This is a genomic window from Bradyrhizobium sp. SHOUNA76 (genome assembly GCF_023006445.1).
Taxonomy (GTDB): Bacteria; Pseudomonadota; Alphaproteobacteria; order Rhizobiales; family Xanthobacteraceae; genus Bradyrhizobium.
Genome location: NZ_JALBHA010000694.1, coordinates 1 through 2,613 on the forward strand (window position 1 = coordinate 1; position 2,613 = coordinate 2,613).

General features: G+C 65.6%; 2 protein-coding genes. Both read right to left on the reverse strand.

Features of this window, described 5'->3' with window-relative positions:
* The coding region (locus tag MOV74_RS35750) for an ABC transporter permease subunit (protein ID WP_246931916.1) at positions 1-1,464 on the reverse strand (1,464 nt) is incomplete at its 3' end.
* A gap of 2 nt (positions 1,465-1,466) precedes the next feature.
* On the reverse strand, positions 1,467-2,402 hold the full coding sequence (locus tag MOV74_RS35755) for a branched-chain amino acid ABC transporter permease (RefSeq protein WP_246931917.1): 936 nt from the start codon (positions 2,400-2,402) through the stop codon (positions 1,467-1,469).
* Between the last annotated feature and the right edge of the window lie 211 nt (positions 2,403-2,613).

Below are 2,613 nucleotides of genomic sequence, written 5' to 3' on the forward strand. Positions count from 1 at the left end.
CAGCTCCTTGGTCGAGAGCTCGCCGGCGACACGGTTCGCGACGGCAGAGAGCCCGACGCGGGCAACCGCGTCGGCGGCCAGCTTGCGGGCCTCATCGTCGGAGCGCGCGCGCACATAGGCGCCGACCACGACGTTGTCGAGGATCGACATGCGCAGGAACGGTCGCATCACCTGGAAGGTGCGGCCGATGCCGGCCTCGCAGATCACGTGCGGCCGCTGGCCGGACATGTTGCGGCCGTCGATCAGGACCTCGCCCTGGCTCGGCTTCAGGAAGCCGTTGAGGAGGTTGAACAGCGTGGTCTTGCCGGCACCGTTGGGTCCGATGATGCCGAGGATCTCGTTCTTGTGCAGCTTGAAGCTGACGTCCTGCACCGCCTTGAGGCCACCGAAGGAACGCGAGAGGTTGCGCACTTCGAGCACGACCTCACCGGTGGCTGCGCGTTGCCGCGCGGTGGGCTTCAGGGCCGTCACGTTGGCAACCGCCGGTTCCGGAGTTTCGCCGGCGGCTGGTTTGGAAACACTTCGCTTGCGCAGGAGATCGCGCAGCTTCCAGAACAGTCCTTCCGGAGCCAGCAGGATGACACAGACGATGGCGATGCCGAAGATCACGCCCTGAATGCCGGGGATACGCGCACCGGCCTCCGCGTGCAGGATCTCGGCGAGGGGGATCAGGATCACCGAGCCGATCACCGGACCCCAGACCGTGCCGACGCCGCCGAACATCGCAACCGTCAGCGCCTGCGCCGAGACCAGCATGCCGAATACCGATTGCGGCGTCACGACCAGCAGCACCTGCGCGTAGAAGCCGCCGATGGCGGCGGCAATCGCCCCGCTCAGCGTGATCGCGCGCAGCTTCCAGGCCAGCGTGTTGATGCCGGCTGCCTCGGCCGCGGCCTCGTTCTGCTTGATCGCGAGCAGCGCCATGCCGAAGCGGGATCGCTCGATCCATTGGGTCAGCACGATGGTGGCGAGCATGATCGCCAGTCCGAGCAGGGTGTAGAGGTGCGGATCGGCAAACTGCATATAGGCAATCGGCGCATCGCGCTTGATCGGAAGCGTCACCTCCTGGAAGCCGAGCCACTCGAACACGTAGAGGATGGCGAGCGGGTAGGCGAGCATCGCCAGCGCGAAGTAGTGGCCCTGGAGGCGGAAGGTCGGAAAGCCGATCAAGAGCCCGGCGATGCCGCCGAGCATGGCGGCGACCGGGATCAGCAGCCAGGGCGAGATGTCGAAATAGATCTGGCCGAGCGCGGTCGCGTAAGCACCGATCCCGAAGAAGGCGGCGTGCCCGAACGAGATCAGGCCGGTGTAGCCGCTGAGCAGGTTCCACGACAGCCCGAACACCGCCCACACCGGCACCAGCGTCAGGATGAGCTGGTAGTAGGAGTTGGTGACGCCGAGCGAGATCCCGGCATAGGCGAGCGTGAAGAGCAGGGGAGGCAGAAAGGAGCGCATCCGGAGCATGGTCACGTCCTCTCGACCATGCGCCCGAAGAAGCCTTGCGGGCGGAAGAAGATGATGAGGAGGAAGACGGCGAAGATCGCGGCGTTCTGCAACTGCGTGGGCAGGATCAGCGTCGACATCTGCTGCACGAGGCCGATCGTCATGCCGCCCCAGAACGCGCCGATGATGCTGCCCATGCCGCCGAGCACGACGCCGGCATACATGACGATGACATATTCGAGGCCGACGAACGGGTGGAACGGATAGTTGGTGGCGAGCAGGCCGCCGGCGATCGCGGTGATGCCGCAGCCGAGCGCGAAGGCGGTGCGGTGGGCGCGGTCGACGTCGATGCCCATATAGGTCGCGGCGGTCGGATTGTCCGCGGCGGCGCGGAGCGACTTGCCGATCCGGGTCCGCGTGATCAGCAGCGAAAGCAGGATCATGATCGCCAGCGAAACGACCATATCGATGCTGCGGGCCTTGTTGAGGAAGATGCTCATGTCGAAGAGGGGGCCGAGCTCCCAGGCCGAGCTCGACAGCGGCGTGCGGATCGAGGCCAGGACCGAGCCGAACACGATGAGGCCGCCGTTCTGCAGGATCAGCGCGATGCCGAGCGTGAGGATGAGCTGGGCGTAATGGCCTTCGCCTTCGAGCGAGGCGGTGCGCGTCCCGGATACGTGCGAGATCAACGCCAGATGCACGAAATAGCCGAACACGGCGAGCACGGGCCCGGCCAGCAGGATGGCGACGAACGGCCCCACCGTGTTGCCGAACAGCGCCTGAACGCCGGCCGCGGTGAACAGATAGAAGGCGGTGTACATGCCGAGCATCATGAAGTCGCCATGGGCGAAGTTGATGACGCGCATGACGCCGAAGATCATACCGAGCCCGACGCACATCAGGCCGTAGACCGCGCCGATCAGAAGGCCCGCGGCGAGCGCTTGAAAGAATCCTTCCATCAGCCCGGACTCCGCGTAGCTGACGATTCCAAGCTGGTCTCCAAGTCGACCATGTTTCCCCCGTACTCTCCGGCAATTCTTATGACGCCGGTCGTAAAGCCCGTTCCGTCGCGTTCAGGCGGCATAGCGCGGCGATGGCGCCGGCATTGCCGAGCTGCTCGCAATCGTCGATGAGTTGCTCGAGCCGGCGCGCGCGGTCCTCGCCGAGGGC

What these genes read in the sequence shown, in the direction of transcription:
- MOV74_RS35755 (WP_246931917.1), bottom strand. Translation starts at nt 2,402, where the DNA reads ATGGAAGGATTCTTTCAAGCGCTCGCCGCGGGCCTTCTGATCGGCGCG.